Source organism: Streptomyces sp. NPDC001880, assembly GCF_053594575.1.
The window spans coordinates 157,760-172,043 of record NZ_JBSFET010000001.1 but is presented as its reverse complement, the minus strand read 5'-3'; the positions used below and the strand labels follow the sequence as shown (position 1 = coordinate 172,043).

Below are 14,284 nucleotides of genomic sequence, written 5' to 3'. Positions count from 1 at the left end.
TGTCCGGCTTCTGCAGAGGTGATACGGGCTCCCGGCGTAGCAGTACCTACGACTCACTGTCCGTACCGGAGCCCTTTCCCACATGACGAGCAGCACCGAGACCACCGCCACCACCCCGCAGGTAGCGGTCAACGACATCGGTAACGAGGAAGCCTTCCTCGCCGCGATCGACGAGACGATCAAGTACTTCAACGACGGCGACATCGTCGACGGCGTCATCGTGAAGGTCGACCGGGACGAGGTCCTGCTCGACATCGGTTACAAGACCGAAGGCGTCATCCCCTCCCGCGAGCTTTCGATCAAGCACGACGTCGACCCGAACGAGGTCGTCAAGGTCGGCGACGAGATCGAGGCCCTGGTTCTCCAGAAGGAGGACAAGGAAGGCCGCCTCATCCTGTCCAAGAAGCGCGCTCAGTACGAGCGTGCCTGGGGCACGATCGAGAAGATCAAGGAAGAGGACGGCATCGTCACCGGTACCGTCATCGAGGTCGTCAAGGGTGGTCTCATCCTCGACATCGGCCTCCGTGGCTTCCTGCCGGCCTCCCTCGTCGAGATGCGCCGCGTCCGCGACCTCCAGCCCTACGTGGGCAAGGAGCTCGAGGCCAAGATCATCGAGCTGGACAAGAACCGCAACAACGTGGTCCTGTCCCGCCGTGCCTGGCTGGAGCAGACCCAGAGCGAGGTCCGCCAGACGTTCCTCACGACCCTGCAGAAGGGCCAGGTCCGCTCCGGCGTCGTTTCCTCGATCGTCAACTTCGGTGCGTTCGTGGACCTCGGCGGCGTCGACGGTCTCGTGCACGTCTCCGAGCTCTCCTGGAAGCACATCGACCACCCCTCCGAGGTTGTCGAGGTCGGCCAGGAGGTCACCGTCGAGGTTCTCGACGTCGACATGGACCGCGAGCGCGTCTCCCTGTCGCTCAAGGCGACGCAGGAAGACCCGTGGCAGCAGTTCGCCCGCACGCACCAGATCGGGCAGGTCGTTCCCGGTAAGGTCACCAAGCTCGTTCCGTTCGGTGCGTTCGTGCGCGTCGACGAGGGCATCGAGGGTCTGGTCCACATCTCCGAGCTGGCCGAGCGCCACGTGGAGATCCCGGAGCAGGTCGTCCAGGTCAACGACGAGATCTTCGTCAAGGTCATCGACATCGACCTGGAGCGTCGTCGCATCAGCCTCTCGCTGAAGCAGGCCAACGAGTCCTTCGGTGCCGACCCGGCCTCGGTCGAGTTCGACCCGACCCTGTACGGCATGGCCGCGTCCTACGACGACCAGGGCAACTACATCTACCCCGAGGGCTTCGACCCCGAGACCAACGACTGGCTCGAGGGCTACGAGGCCCAGCGCGAGGCGTGGGAGACGCAGTACGCCGAGGCGCAGCAGCGCTTCGAGCAGCACCAGGCCCAGGTCATCAAGTCCCGCGAGGCCGACGAGGCCGCTGCTGCCGAGGGCGCTGCCGCCCCGGCCGGTGGTGCCCCGGCTGCCTCCGGCGGCAACGGTGGCGGCTCGTACTCCTCGGAGTCCGCGGACAACTCCGGCGCCCTGGCGTCGGACGAGGCCCTGGCTGCCCTGCGCGAGAAGCTGGCGGGCGGCCAGAGCTGACGCTCTGCACCCCCTCCGGTCGATGACCGACCGCAGTAGCTGAAAAGTGAGGCCCGCTCCTTTCGGGGAGCGGGCCTCACTCGTTTCCGCCGGGCGTCAGGGGGTGACGGCGATGTCGGTCAGGCCCTTGCCGCCGGTCACCGTGTTGCTGCTGTGGACGGTGGTCGGGCGGTTCGTGCCGTAGTTGGTGACGTTGATCGCGATCTGCTTGTCACCCTTGGCGCCGGTCAGGTCCGAGGTGTTGTTGCGGAAGACGGTGCCGCAGCCCCAGCCGCTCTGCCGGGTGTGGGTCTCGTAGCCGTTGTGGGTCGTGCGGAGCCCTTGTTGCCCTCGACCAGGACATCGTTGCCCTTCACATCGACCCGGGAGTCGTCGTAGTCGATGACCGTGGCCGCACCCGCCCGTGGTGGCGGAGGCGAGGACGAGGCCGCCGGTGGCGAGCGCGGTGGCCGGCAGGGCGGGGAGCAGTGTGCGGGTGCGCATGGGGGTGCCTTCCCGCCGAAGATTCAAGGTTCCCGTACATGAATGTGGGGCGAGTCTCTGAACGTGCTGCCCGGTGGCGGTAGGGGACGCGGTGCGGCCGTGTCAATGTCTGGACCATTGCCTGTGAGGCGATGCGAGGGGTGGGCGGGCAGGCCGGTGAACGGGCGAACACCTGTGGGACACCACGGGAACTGACACCCCGTGACGTGCTGCGGCGGGGAACCCTGCGGCCCCGGATCTGCCGTGAACTCGGCTTTACCGCCGGGGTGTTCACCGAAGTGAATGTCAACGCCCGTGTCTCCGAAGCCGATGCCGATGCCTCCGGGAGGAGGGCGGGCGTCCGCCGCTGCCGGCGAGCCCCGGGGACTCGCACTCGTTCCGGCATGAACCAGCGGGTGGAAGGGCACAGTCCGGGAATGCATGTGCCCTGCCGGACGTTCTTCTCCAGGAACACGAGGAGGAGCGGTAACCGTGCCTGATCCGCAGAGTTTGTACGAATGGGAGCCGAAGGGCCTGGCCGTCGTCGACATGGCGCTCGCCCAGGAGTCGGCCGGTCTGGTCATGCTCTACCACTTCGACGGATACATCGACGCGGGCGAGACCGGCGAGCAGATCGTGGACGGCCTGCTCGAAACGCTGCCGCACCAGGTCGTGGCCAGCTTCGACCACGACCGTCTCGTCGACTACCGCGCACGGCGCCCGCTGCTGACCTTCCGGCGCGACCGCTGGGCCGCCTACGAGACCCCGACGCTCGACGTCAGGGTCGTGCAGGACGCCACCGGAGCACCCTTCCTGCTGCTGTCCGGGCCCGAGCCCGATGTCGAGTGGGAGCGCTTCGCCGCCGCCGTCGAGCAGATCGTCGAGCGCCTCGGCGTCCGCCTCGCGGTGAATTTCCACGGCATCCCGATGGGTGTGCCGCACACCCGCCCCGTCGGCATCACCCCGCACGGCAACCGCACGGACCTCATGCCCGGCCACCGCAGCCCCTTCGACGAGGCTCAGGTGCCCGGCTCCGCGGAAGCCCTGGTGGAGTACCGGCTGATGGAGGCCGGACACGACGTCCTCGGTGTCGCCGCCCATGTGCCGCACTACGTCGCCCGCTCCGCGTACCCGGACGCGGCGCTCACCGCGCTGGAGTCGATCACGGCCGCGACCGGCCTCGTCCTGCCGGCCGTCGCCCACGCGCTGCGCACGGAGGCACACCGCACCCAGACCGAGATCGACCGGCAGATCGACCAGGGCGACGAGGAGCTCGTCTCGCTGGTCGAGGGCCTTGAGCACCAGTACGACGCGGTCGCCGGATCCGAGACCCGCGGCAATCTGGTGGCCGAGCCGGTGGACCTGCCGTCCGCCGACGAGATCGGCCTCGAATTCGAGCGGTTCCTCGCGGAGCGCGAGGGCGACGCCTGACCCCTCCCGCCGCTCCCCGTGCGTACTGGGGCGTGTTTCGAAGGTCCCGCCTGGTCGGGGGCGTCCGGTACTCCCCAAGCTCTCGGCTTCGCTCGGGCAGGGGAGACCCCAGTGCTCGCCGCGTTGTCGGTCGTTGGCGCAGCCCGCTGCGCTCTCCTCCCTCCGCCTCGCGATCGCACGCACCAAACGCCCCCGGCCCCGCCCTCCGGGCGCACGACGCCACTTTCGAAACACGCCCCAGGCCGCGGCAGGCAGCGTTTGCCCGCCGAGACGGGGCGAACGTTGCCTGTCGGGGCTAGGCTGCCGGTCATGCTGAAAGTGGGTCTGACCGGTGGGATCGGCGCCGGCAAGAGTGAAGTGTCACGGTTGCTCGTCGGATACGGAGCCGTGCTGATCGACGCGGACCGCATCGCCCGCGAGGTCGTCGAGCCGGGGACCCCCGGGCTCGCGGCCGTCGTCGACGAGTTCGGCGCCGGTGTCCTCACCGCCGACGGCACTCTGGACCGGCCGAAGCTCGGCTCGATCGTCTTCTCCGACGCCGACCGGCTCGCTGCGCTCAACGCGATCGTCCACCCGCTGGTCGGCGCCCGCTCCGCCGAGCTGGAGCGGGCCGCGGGGCCGGACTCGGTCGTCGTCCACGACGTACCCCTCCTCACCGAGAACGGCCTGGCGCCGCTCTACGACCTGGTCGTCGTCGTGGACGCGAGCCCCACGACCCGGCTCGACCGGCTGGTACGGCTGCGCGGCATGACCGAGTCCGAGGCCCGCGCCCGGATGGCCGCCCAGGCCACCCGGGAGCAGCGCCGGGCCGTGGCCGACCTGATCATCGACAACGACGGGCCGCTGGAGGACTTGGAGCCGCAGGTCCGCAAGGTCTGGGCGGAGCTGACCGAGCGGGCCGCGGCCGGCTGACCGACAGCCGGCACGCCGGTCCCGCCGCGGAATACCGGACCCCGGCCGGGCGTTGTGAACCCGGTGGCGAAGGAAAGGACGAGACCGTGCCCGAGAGGACCCCGGAGACGGACGTCATCGACTTCCGCGCCGCCGAACACCTGCTGGCGGCGCGTGACCCACGTGGTGCGGTGAGACTGCTGGATTCGGTGATCGCGGCCCATCCGGAGAACACCGCGGCCCGGCTGCTGCGCGCCCGTGCGTTCTTCGCCGCCGCCCAGCTGCGTCCCGCCGAGCTCGAATTCGAACTCGTCCTGGAACGCGAACCGGACAACGCCTTCGCGCACTTCGCGCTGGCCCGCACCTTCGAGCGCTCCGGCCGCACCGACCGGGCCGCCCGCCACTTCCGGCTGGCCGCCGCGCTCGACCCGAACCCGGAGTATCTGAAGGCGGCACGCTTCCCGGCCCAGGAGTGACGTACGGCGCCGGGCGGGTGTGCGCGCGCCCGGCCCGGTTCAGTGCCCGTACCTGCCGCGCCCGCCGTGGTCGGGCTCGTACGGCGGGACATCGCGGCCGGGCTGGTAGTGCGGGCCCTGGTGCATGTGGTGCACGATCACCGTCAGGTCCACGAGGACCAGCAGGAGCAGCAGGCCGCAGGCGGCGGCCCAGCCCGGCCGGCCGGTCATCGTGAAGGCGGCCAGGCCGAAGACGGCCCAGGCCAGCCCCCATAGACTCAGGCAGAGCCGCAGTCGCAGTGGACTGCGGGCAGTCGTCGGTTCATTGCCGGTACGCATGGAGATCGCCTCTCCTACCAGGATGGACCCGCGACGGCTTTTTGGGACGACCTGTCGACACCGGATTGGGAGAGCGTGCGTGAACGGCACATCGTGGGAGGACCGCACAGGCCGCAGCGCGAGGGTCCGGGGCTGTCTGCTGGGCGGGGCGATCGGGGACGCGCTGGGCAATCCGGTGGAGTTCCTGTCCCTGGCCGGCATCCGCCGCGCGCACGGTGAGTACGGCGTACAGGGGCTGCTCCCGGACGAGGAGGGGGTCGCCGGGCGGGTCACCGACGATACACAGATGACCCTGTTCACCGCCGAAGGGCTGATCAGGGCCCATTCCCGGGCGATGTCGAAGGGTGACACCGAGGACTCCGGCGCCGAGACCCGGATCGTACGGAACGCCTATCTGCGCTGGCTGGACACCCAGAACCACCCTGCTCCGCCGGCCCGAGGTGGCGACGATCCGGTGCGTACCGGCCGGCTCAGGCAGCAGCCCTGGCTCTATGCACGCCGGGCCCCCGGCAATGCCTGCCTGACCGGGCTCGCGACCGGCCACGTCCCCGAACCGAAGGGCCGGCTCGGTGAGCCCGGACCCGTCAACACCGGGTCCAAGGGCTGTGGCACGGTGATGCGGTCCGCCCCCTTCGGGCTGGTGGGCCAGGACGCCGAGGCGGCCTTCCGGCTCGCCTACTGGTGCGCGCAGATCACCCACGGCCACCCCACCGGAGCGTACGCTGCCGGGGCCTTCGCCGCGATCGTCGCGCACCTCATGGAGGGCGACTCGACGGAGGGCGCCGTACTGCGGGCCATGGAGCTGCTGCGCCACCACCAGGGGCACGAGGAGACGTCGACGGCGCTGCGTGCCGCCGTCGACCTGGCCGCGCAGGGCGCGCCGACCGGCGAGAAGGTGGAGACGCTGGGCGCGGGCTGGGTCGCCGAGGAGGCCCTTGCCATCGCCGTGTACTGCGCCCTCGTGCTGCCCCGCGCCGATCAGGTGGCCGGGGCGCTGCTGCTCTCGGTCAACCACTCGGGCGACAGCGACTCCACGGGTGCGGTCTGCGGCAACCTTCTCGGCGCGCGCCACGGGGACGTACACCTTCCGCCGTCCTGGCTGGTGTCGACCGAGGGCCGGGGCGTGATCACCGAGCTGGCCGACGATCTGTGCGTGGAGTTCGAGCACGCGGTCGCCTGGCCGGCCGACCGCTACCCGGCGTACTGAGAGTGGCGCCCCCCGCCGTTCGCCGGCGGGGGGCACCACCCTTCAGTACACCGGGTGTTGACGGCTGGTCAGTCCGTCAGCAGCTTGTTGCGCAGGGCGGCCACCGTCGCGTCGTCGAGCTTCAGGCCCTCGCGTACGTAGGTGTCGAAGTCGCCGTACAAATGCTCCATCTCGTCGAACGCCGCGCGCAGCCAGCTCAGTTCGACGGCCTTCGGGTTGCCCAGGTAGTCGTTGCTGGCGAGGAAGTCCGCCTCGACGGTCTCGCGCGGGACGCCGAGCAGGGTGAGCAGGACGGCCGTGCTCCAGCCGGTGCGGTCCTTGCCCGAGCTGCAGTGGTAGACCGTCGCGCCGGTGTTGTTCGTCGCGACGGCCGTGAGCAGGTCGCGGAAGGCGTAGTCGGCGCCCACGAAGTTGACCATGAACGGGTAGCCGATGGACTGGCCGAGGTCGGACGAGCCGGAGAACAGTCCGGCCGCGATGGCCTCGGCCAGTGTCATCAGCGCCGAGTCGTGGAAGCGGATGCCGTGGCTGAGCGACACCACATCGGCGACCTGGTACTTCACACCGGCGGGCAGCCGGTCCGGGTCGTCGCGTCGCTCCACCGTGTTGCGCAGGTCCACATCGAGGGTGAGGCGCTGGGAGAGCAGGCGCTGCTGCTCGGCGTCGGTGAGGCTGTTGATCTTGTTGGAGCGGTAGACCAGACCCGGGCGCACCCAGCGCCCGTCGGTGGTGCGATAGCCGCCGATGTCGCGGAAGTTGCGGGCGGACGCGATCCCGAGCGAGCGTTCGGCGACGACGAGCGGCGAGCCGCTGTCCGGCACCAGCCGGAAGTACCAGCGTCCCGCTTCGGCGAGGGTTCCGGCGGGGACGGTCAGTGAACCGGTGCCGGGGGCGGTGCCCACCGGGGTGCCGGTGGTGGCGTCGGGGGAGGTGACGGCGGTGACGGTCACCGAACCGGCGCCGGAGGACCAGGAGAGCGTGTAACTGCCGTCGGCGGCGCGCTTGGCTGTGGCCGCGGTGAACGGCACGGCGGCGGCCCGCGCATGGGCTTCGGCGCTCGCCGCGGGCGCGCCGGCGGGAGTGGCGGCGAGGGCGGGCGGGGCGAGGACCGTGCCGGCGAGCAGAACTGCCGCGACGGCTGCCTGGGTGATGCGGTGCGTGCGCATGGTGCTCCTTGTCTGCATCCCTGTCGGGGGGCGGGGGTGTCAGGAGGTGGGGGCGGCGGTGCACGGCGTGTTGCCGCAGACATTGATGACACGGCCGGTGGTCAGGAAGGTGGCCTTCTGCTGACGGGCGGCCGACGAATTGCGGGGGTCCGAATGCGGGTCGTGGCCGTAAATCGGCCCGGCGGGCGGGGTGTTGGTGAGTGGCGGGGTGGGCGTGCCGCTGTCCCACACCGTCATCGCGGAGCCCCGGTACGGCAGTCGGCCGGACGCGACGGTCCTGATGCCCCAGTACGGGACGGTGTCCGGGCTGCGGCCCGGCGCGAGCGCCGGGGTGATCAGCCGGGCGCCGATGGTGCGCGCCTCCACGTCGGCCGCCGCGTTGGCGACCTGGTGGTCCCCGTACGCGATGTGCATCAGTACCTGATGGCGGTCGGTGAGGTGGTTCGCGTACCCGTTGGTCTCGCCGCGGTCCCACAACATCTGGAACAGCTGGAGGACGATCTGCTGACGCAGCTTGTCCGGGTAGGAGAGGTCCAGGACCTGCTGGAACGGTGCGAAGTCGACGCTGCGGTTGAGGAGCAGGCCGTAGTTCATGCCGGTGACTCCGAGGACCCCGCGCCGGATGTCGGGCGAGGCTGCGACCAGGGCACCACCGAGGATTCCGCCCTGGCTGTTCCCGTCGTACCCGATACCGTGCCGGATGTCGACGAGCGGGCGGCCGTCCGCGTCGCGGAAGGCCGCGTCGGCGGTCAGCCCCTCGGCGTGGATCAGGGCGCGGGCGAGGAAGAGGGCGTTCAGCATGCCCTGCTCGCTGCGTTCGGGAACGGCTGCGAAATGGCTGGGGTCGGCGAGTGCGCCGAGCACCACGGGGATGTCCTCCTCGGCCATCCCGATCCAGTCCGTCGCGCAGAACGTGAAGTTGTGCTCCGCGGCCATCGCCCTGACGTTGCCTGCGCCGACCTCGGAGCGGCGGCCGAGGAGGCCGTGACCGTAGAGCGCGGGTTGCGAGGGGGTGCGGAAAGCGGAGCGCGGTATCTCGCAGCGGAACGAAGCGAGTTGGGTGCTTCCCGGGAGTTGCCGCGGCAGGCCGTCGCGGCCGCGGTGCAGTACGGAGCCGGGCGGGCCGCCGGGCAGGTCCAGATAGCCGGGCACGCTGATCCGGCCGGTCACCTCCCGGGCGATCCTGGGGTCCTGGTCGGCCGTGAAGTCGGTGACACCGGTGACGGCGAACGCGGGCGAACGGCTGCCGAGCCGGCGGAACGCGTCGTCGCGGACGGTGAAGAGGTCGCCGGTGAGGCTGCGGGTGCTCGCGACGGTGAAGTCCCAGGCGAGGTACAGCCCTTCGGACCGCACCCCGGCCCTGTGCAGGGCTTTGAGGGCCGGGCGCAGCCGTTGCTGCCGGGCGCGCAGCGGATGCCCGGCGGGCAGCGGCTGCCCGGCGACCGCGGCGAACGGCCCAGCGGCCGGGATCGTGCGCCCCGTGCCGTCCTTGAGGTGCCTCAGGGCGACGGCGTAGTGGTGGCCGTCGCGGAAGTTGCGCGCGGGATGGATCAGCAGGGCACGGCGCGCGGGGTCGGTGGCGTTGGCGTCCTCCTCGGCCCAGTACGGCCACCGCTCCCCGGTCCGGGTGTCGATCAGCACCACGGGGGCGTCCGGGGCGAGGGAGCGGCCGATGTCGGTGAGCGGGGCGGTGCCGGTCGCCGCCGGGTCGAGACCGGGGACGTGCGCGATCAGCGTCGAGCCGGGGGAGAAGCCGTCGGACCGGTTCCAGGCCGTCGGGTCGACGGGCCGGCCGGCCGCGGCGCGCGGCAGCGTGGCGGCGCCGAAGGACACCCGGCGGCCGGTGTCGGTGGCCGGGTCGGGCCGGGTGTACCAGTCGTTCGGGAACGGCAGCAGGCACTCTGAGGGCGCCAGCGGGTCGCAGCCGGGCCCGGACGGACCGGCGGCCCGTGCCGCGGGGGCGTCCGGGACGAGCAGGGCGGCGGCGCCGAGCGCCGCCGCCAGCAGCCCGCGCAGCAGGCGGTGTTGCAACGGGGTCAGCTCCCCTGGACGTGCGCGCCGATGATGGCGGCGTAGTTCGCCTCACCGTTCCGGTTGGGGTGCAGCGGGGCGGCGGCCGCGGTCGGCACGTATCCCTCGATCCACTTGTCCGACGGGGCCTGGCAGGAGTCGTGGCCCTTGCTCGGCGTGGCGAGGTCGATGTACTCGGCGCCGTGCGCCGCGCTCTGCTCGGCGATCACCGCGTTCATCCGGTCGACGCTGCCCTGGAGGAAGTCGGCGTCCACCGGGAGGACCGGCTGCAGCGGCCAGCAGCCGCCGGGCTTGATGTACAGGCCGTAACCCGTGACGATCACCCGGGCGTGCGGCGAGCGTTGGTGGATCGAGTCCAGTACGACGCCCAGCTTCGGCGCGAACTCCGCGATGCGCCGGCCCACCTGGTCCACACCGCCCTCGTTGTACTTCTCCTTGCACGGGGTGGCGTTCGGGTCGAGGGTGGTGCACTTCTGTGCGATGCCGACCAGACCGGTGTCGTTGCCGCCGATGGTCAGCGTCACCAGGTCGGTGTCCGGGCGCAGCGCGTCGAACTGGGGCGGGGCCGAGCCCATCGGGATGTCGAGCAGCGACAGCGACTGCTTCTCCGTCATGTGCTTGGACGAGGCTCCGCTGCAGGTGACATCGCGCAGCGACGCACCGAGGCGCTCGGCGAGCTCGTGCGGGTAGTTGTGCGTCGAGCGGCCGCAGGCCACCGGCCCCGTGACGTCCGGAATGAGCGGCCCGGAGGCCATGGAGTCGCCGAGCGCGACATAGGTAGTGGTGCCGTCCTCGGCTGCGGATGCCGGAACCGCGCTGGTTCCCACGGCCAGACCGGCCAGGGCGAGCGCGCCCACGATAGTCCTGACGGATCGACAGAAGCCCTTGTGCTGCGGCAGGTTCACGGAATCCTCCGACGGTGGGGGCGGGACGTGACATGGCGTGTGACGCCGGTCATCATGCAGACTCAACTGCCGTCGTTTAACTGGTGGGTAACGCAGACTTCTGCGGGGGAACTTGTGACGCGTGACAATCGGCCGCTCGTCATCACGGGGGAGCACGGCGCCCCGGAAAGGCCGGAGGACCGGCCGCTGTCCATCGCCGGGCGCCCGGTGGCCGCGCAGCTGCGCGCCCGCGTCCCGGCCCTGACCGGCCGTGTCGTCGCCCGGCTGCTGACCGATCTGCCGGTCTACGCGGGACTGCCGCACGAGGAGATCTCCGGCGACATCGCCGACATCGTCCAGCACAACCTGAGGCTCTTCGCCGATGTCGTCGAGCACCGCCGCCCCGCCACGGACGCCGAACTCGCCCAGCAGCGCGACTCGGCGGCCCAGCGCGCCGAGGAGGGCGTGCCGCTGGACGCCATCCTCACCGCCTACCAGGTCGGCACGGCGATGTGCTGGCAGGAGGCCGCGAAGGGGGCGCTCCCCGGCGATCTCCCCACCGTCCTGGAGATCATGGACCGGATCATGGTCCTTCAGCAGCAGCTGACCTCCGCCGTCAGCAGCGCGTACCTGGAGGCCCGGCAGATCCTCGACAGTCAGGAACACGGCGGCCGGCACGCCCTGATGGCAGCCCTGCTGATCGGCGAGCCCCTGGACCGCTTCGTCCACCGCACCGGACTGCGCCCGGCCGCCCGCTACCTCACGATGACGCTCGCGCTGGCCCCGCACCCCGACGAGCTGGGCCAGTCACCGGGGCCGGGCGCGGGCGTCGCGGCCCGGCGCAAGATCCGCCGCGTCCGCACGGCCCTCGACCACTTCGCCGGTACGCCGGTGCTCACCGCCCTCGACGCCTCCGGCGGCACGGTGCTGCTGCCCGCCGCCGAACCACCGCCGCCGTGGCGCGGACCGGACGGCCTGTGCGCGCTGATCGAGGAGGCGGCCCGCGCGGCGGGTGTGCCCATCACCGCCGCGGCGGAGACCGCCGAGCCGGGGGCGGTGCCGGCCGCGGTGGCCCGTAACGCCGAGATCGTCGATCTGATCGCCCGTACGGGCCGGCCGCCCGGCCTGTACCGGCTGGCCGACGTCCTGCTGGAGTACCAGCTCAGCCGGCCCAGCGAGGCCCTGCACGAGCTCGCCCAGCTGCTGCGGCCCCTGGAGGCGAAGCCGGAGCTGCTGCGCACCCTGGAGACGTATCTCGAACTGGGCCTGGACCGGCGGGCCACCGCCGCCGCGCTGCACATCCATCCGAACACCGTCGACTACCGCATCCGCCGCATCGACCGGCTGACCGGCCTGTCCCCGGCCCGCCCGGCCGATCTCCAGCACATCAGCGCGGCACTGGTCGCCCGTCGGTCGGTGTGAAACGGGAACGGGGTGGTGTCCGCGGCCGGAACCACCGCCAACGGCCGTTCGTTCGGCGGTATATGAGCGGACAACTGGTGCGTGAGGGTTATTCAGGGACGGGCCCCGGCGCGATCACGCCGGACGGCTGCGCCGTCGAGCTGTACCGACGGCTGTCCGTCGGCGACGAACCGGAGGTGATCGCCGCCGCCGTGCCGACCGGGGCGAGCATTCTGGAGCTGGGCTGCGGCGTGGGCCGGGTGACTCATCCGCTGATCGAACGCGGCTTCGAGGTCACCGCCGTGGACGAGTCGGCGCAGATGCTGGAGCACATCAGGGGCGCCCGCACCGTGCGCAGCCCCATCGAGTCGCTGGACCTCGGCGAGGAGAGGTTCGACGTGGTGATGCTGGCATCGTTCCTGGTGCACACAGGTGATGACCGGGTGCGCGAGGGGATGCTGCGGACCTGCCGCAAGCACGTCAAGGACGGCGGCGTGGTGCTCATCCAGCGCGAGGGCGCCGACTACCACAGCAACCTGCCACGGGAGAGGACCCATCCGGACGGATACACCGTACGGATCGTCTCGGCGGAGCCCGTGGGGGACGGAGTGGATTCGGTGCATGCCGAGTACGTCTTCGACGACGCGCGCTGGACCCAGACGTTCCGGTCGCGGGAGCTGTCGAAGGAACAGTTCGAGGGACATCTGGCGGCGGCGGGCCTGACCGTCGACCGGTATCTCACGGACGACGGAATGTGGGTGCGCGCCGTGCCCGCGTAGACGGCGGACCGTGCCGGACGCGGCGCCCGGTCAGTGGACCGTGCTGTAGCTGCGCCACGGCAGGGCGGAGAGCCCGTTGACATCGCTGAGCGTCGTTGCGAGGTAGGTCGTCCCCGGACCGGTGCAGTCGCGCGTGCGGTAGAGGATGATGTCGACCAGGGTGTTGTTGTTCACCGCCGTGGCACCCGAGGGTGCGAGCCGGTGGCAGCCCTTCACGGACGGGCTGTTGACCATGATCACGGCGCCCCGCTCCGTCGTGTAGGTGATCGGCCCGACCGCGGTCCGGCCGAGGCCGGAACAGCCTGCGACGGTGAGGGTCAGGAGCGCGGTCCCGGCTGCGATGCCGAGGCGGCGGCGTCGGTGAGCGATCACGGGCATGGGCGGGTCCTCGTCTACGGAGTACGTGCTGACGCTGGACACCCTGCCCCCTCCTCGGCGCCCCGGCATCCGGTGCGCGACCGGGCGGGGGGACGGCCGCTGCGGCAGCGGCCCGTCCGTGTTCATATTGGTTGAGACTGGGCATACCGTGGTAATAGCGGCTGAATCGTTTGATTCGTTTGATTCGGTTGTCTTCGGTCAGTTTTCGGCTTTCAGGGGGCCGTCATGGTCCAGGATCTCGTGATCGCGATAGTGGCGGCGGCCTCGGTGGGCACGCTGTACCTGGCTGCGGCGGCCAAGGTCGTCAAGCAGTACGAGCGGGGCGTCGTGCTGAGGCTCGGCAGGCTCCGTGACGAAGTACGAGGACCCGGTTTCACCATGGTGATCCCCGGCATCGAGCGGCTGCGCAAGGTCAACATGCAGATCGTCACGATGCCGGTGCCGGCACAGGACGGGATCACCCGGGACAACGTGACGGTGCGGGTGGACGCGGTCATCTACTTCAAGGTCGTCGACGCGGCGAGCGCCGTGGTCCAGGTCGAGGACTACCGGTTCGCGGTGTCGCAGATGGCACAGACCTCACTGCGGTCGATCATCGGCAAGAGCGATCTGGACGATCTGCTGTCCAACCGCGAGAAGCTGAATCAGGGCCTTGAGCTGATGATCGACAGTCCTGCGGTCGGATGGGGCGTGCAGATCGACCGGGTGGAGATCAAGGACGTCTCGCTGCCGGAGACGATGAAGCGCTCCATGGCCCGCCAGGCCGAGGCCGACCGTGAGCGGCGTGCCCGGGTCATCAACGCGGACGCCGAGCTCCAGGCGTCGAAGAAGCTCGCCGAGGCGGCGGGGGAGATGTCCGCCCAGCCGGCCGCGCTCCAGCTGCGTCTGCTGCAGACGGTGGTGGCGGTCGCTGCGGAGAAGAACTCCACGCTGGTGCTGCCGTTCCCGGTGGAGCTGCTCCGCTTCCTCGAGCGGGCACAGCAGCAGCCGACCCCGCCCGCGCAGAGCGCCCAGCCGCCGCGGCCGACCCAGCCGCAGCGCCATGCGCAGGCGCCCCGCCCCGCAGACCGGCCGCAGCGCCCCGCGCAGGCCCAGCGCCCCGCCCAGGCCCAGCCGAGGCCGCAGCAGCCGTCGGCCGTGGGGCCGCCGGCGTCCGTGCCCGCGCCCCCGCCCCCGGCCGCTGTTCCCGCACGGCCTTCCCGTCCGAAGCCGCTGGCCAAGCACTGAAGACCGGTTGTCGGACCCCCCGCCTAGACTCGCAGGAGC

General features: G+C 71.1%; 13 protein-coding genes and 1 pseudogene. 8 read left to right on the top strand and 6 right to left on the bottom strand.

The genetic code is table 11. From position 1 onward, the window contains the following. Positions 1-82 precede the first annotated feature (82 nt). On the top strand, positions 83-1,594 hold the full coding sequence (gene rpsA / locus ACWCQ6_RS00840) for a 30S ribosomal protein S1 (protein ID WP_352274986.1): 1,512 nt from the start codon (positions 83-85) through the stop codon (positions 1,592-1,594). Positions 1,595-1,690: 96 nt separating this feature from the next. On the opposite strand, the pseudogene ACWCQ6_RS00835 reads toward rpsA, so the two are convergent. Continuing rightward, positions 1,691-1,983: pseudogene (locus ACWCQ6_RS00835) on the bottom strand (right-handed parallel beta-helix repeat-containing protein); the annotation flags it as partial. Between the two features lie 565 nt (positions 1,984-2,548). Between ACWCQ6_RS00835 and ACWCQ6_RS00830 the strand changes: the two are divergent. From ACWCQ6_RS00830 to ACWCQ6_RS00820, 3 genes are all read left to right on the top strand, one after another. Then, on the top strand, positions 2,549-3,487 hold the full coding sequence (locus tag ACWCQ6_RS00830) for a PAC2 family protein (RefSeq protein WP_397803795.1): 939 nt from the start codon (positions 2,549-2,551) through the stop codon (positions 3,485-3,487). Between the two features lie 309 nt (positions 3,488-3,796). Then, entirely contained in the window at positions 3,797-4,399 is a 603-nt protein-coding gene (coaE, locus tag ACWCQ6_RS00825; protein WP_451084612.1) for a dephospho-CoA kinase, read from the top strand. Positions 4,400-4,485: 86 nt separating this feature from the next. Continuing rightward, on the top strand, positions 4,486-4,854 hold the full coding sequence (locus ACWCQ6_RS00820; RefSeq protein WP_451084611.1) for a tetratricopeptide repeat protein: 369 nt from the start codon (positions 4,486-4,488) through the stop codon (positions 4,852-4,854). A 39-nt stretch (positions 4,855-4,893) separates the two neighbouring features. On the opposite strand, the gene ACWCQ6_RS00815 is transcribed toward ACWCQ6_RS00820, so the two are convergent. Further along, positions 4,894-5,172: a DUF6343 family protein gene (locus ACWCQ6_RS00815; protein WP_451084610.1), complete on the bottom strand. Its 279-nt coding sequence runs from the start codon at positions 5,170-5,172 to the stop codon at positions 4,894-4,896. A gap of 79 nt (positions 5,173-5,251) precedes the next feature. Between ACWCQ6_RS00815 and ACWCQ6_RS00810 the strand changes: the two genes are divergently transcribed. Further along, positions 5,252-6,379, top strand: coding sequence for an ADP-ribosylglycohydrolase family protein (locus tag ACWCQ6_RS00810; RefSeq protein ID WP_451084609.1), 1,128 nt, complete (start codon positions 5,252-5,254; stop codon positions 6,377-6,379). 68 nt (positions 6,380-6,447) lie between these two features. Here ACWCQ6_RS00810 and ACWCQ6_RS00805 read toward each other — a convergent pair whose 3' ends face one another. From ACWCQ6_RS00805 to ACWCQ6_RS00795, 3 genes are read right to left on the bottom strand one after another with little or no spacing between them, the layout of a single operon-like run. Continuing rightward, positions 6,448-7,545 carry a tyrosine-protein phosphatase gene (locus tag ACWCQ6_RS00805; protein ID WP_451084608.1) on the bottom strand — a complete coding sequence of 366 codons (1,098 nt, stop codon included), beginning with the start codon at positions 7,543-7,545 and terminating at the stop codon, positions 6,448-6,450. A 39-nt stretch (positions 7,546-7,584) separates the two neighbouring features. Continuing rightward, positions 7,585-9,576 (bottom strand): hypothetical protein, encoded by a 1,992-nt coding sequence (locus ACWCQ6_RS00800; RefSeq protein WP_451084607.1) that lies wholly within the window; start codon positions 9,574-9,576, stop codon positions 7,585-7,587. A gap of 5 nt (positions 9,577-9,581) precedes the next feature. Further along, the gene (locus tag ACWCQ6_RS00795; RefSeq protein WP_451084606.1) at positions 9,582-10,481 is read right to left on the bottom strand and encodes an SGNH/GDSL hydrolase family protein; all 900 of its coding nucleotides are present in this window, start codon (positions 10,479-10,481) and stop codon (positions 9,582-9,584) included. Positions 10,482-10,667: 186 nt separating this feature from the next. Here ACWCQ6_RS00795 and ACWCQ6_RS00790 point away from each other — a divergent pair, with 186 nt between their 5' ends. Next, on the top strand, positions 10,668-11,882 hold the full coding sequence (locus ACWCQ6_RS00790; protein ID WP_451084736.1) for a PucR family transcriptional regulator: 1,215 nt from the start codon (positions 10,668-10,670) through the stop codon (positions 11,880-11,882). Positions 11,883-11,944: 62 nt separating this feature from the next. Then, positions 11,945-12,640 (top strand): class I SAM-dependent methyltransferase, encoded by a 696-nt coding sequence (locus ACWCQ6_RS00785; RefSeq protein ID WP_451084605.1) that lies wholly within the window; start codon positions 11,945-11,947, stop codon positions 12,638-12,640. Between the two features lie 30 nt (positions 12,641-12,670). Here the strand turns inward: ACWCQ6_RS00785 and ACWCQ6_RS00780 are convergent, their stop codons facing one another. Then, positions 12,671-13,018 (bottom strand): hypothetical protein, encoded by a 348-nt coding sequence (locus tag ACWCQ6_RS00780; protein WP_451084735.1) that lies wholly within the window; start codon positions 13,016-13,018, stop codon positions 12,671-12,673. Between the two features lie 225 nt (positions 13,019-13,243). On the opposite strand from ACWCQ6_RS00780, the gene ACWCQ6_RS00775 reads away from it, so the two are divergent. After that, positions 13,244-14,245 carry a slipin family protein gene (locus ACWCQ6_RS00775; protein WP_451084604.1) on the top strand — a complete coding sequence of 334 codons (1,002 nt, stop codon included), beginning with the start codon at positions 13,244-13,246 and terminating at the stop codon, positions 14,243-14,245. Positions 14,246-14,284 lie beyond the last annotated feature (39 nt).